Origin of the sequence: Mesorhizobium sp. M4B.F.Ca.ET.143.01.1.1 (genome assembly GCF_004792275.1) — a bacterium.
Lineage (GTDB): Bacteria > Pseudomonadota > Alphaproteobacteria > Rhizobiales > Rhizobiaceae > Mesorhizobium > Mesorhizobium abyssinicae.
The window spans coordinates 1-282 of record NZ_SRSR01000360.1 but is presented as its reverse complement, the minus strand read 5'-3'; the positions used below and the strand labels follow the sequence as shown (position 1 = coordinate 282).

Below are 282 nucleotides of genomic sequence, written 5' to 3'. Positions count from 1 at the left end.
GCGCGGGCAGATCCTGTGATCCGCGACGCTCGCGACCGCGTCCGACAACGCATGCAGCACCGACATGCCGAGCGGGAAAGGCGGCTCGCCGACGGCCTTGGAGCGATGGACGGTCGGCTCGTTCGCCTCTGACCAGTCGGCCAGCGTGACGTTGAAGATTTTCGGCCGGTCGGAGGCGAGCGGGATCTTGTAGGTCGACGGCGCATGGGTGCGCAGCCGGCCCTTGTCGTCCCACCACAATTCCTCTGTGGTCAGCCAGCCCATGCCCTGGATGAAGCCGCC

General features: G+C 67.4%; 1 protein-coding gene. It reads right to left on the bottom strand.

What is annotated here, in order from left to right:
- Positions 1 to 282, bottom strand: a 282-nt coding sequence (locus EN786_RS37345; RefSeq protein WP_145972941.1) for a molybdopterin cofactor-binding domain-containing protein, incomplete at both ends; no start/stop codon positions are given.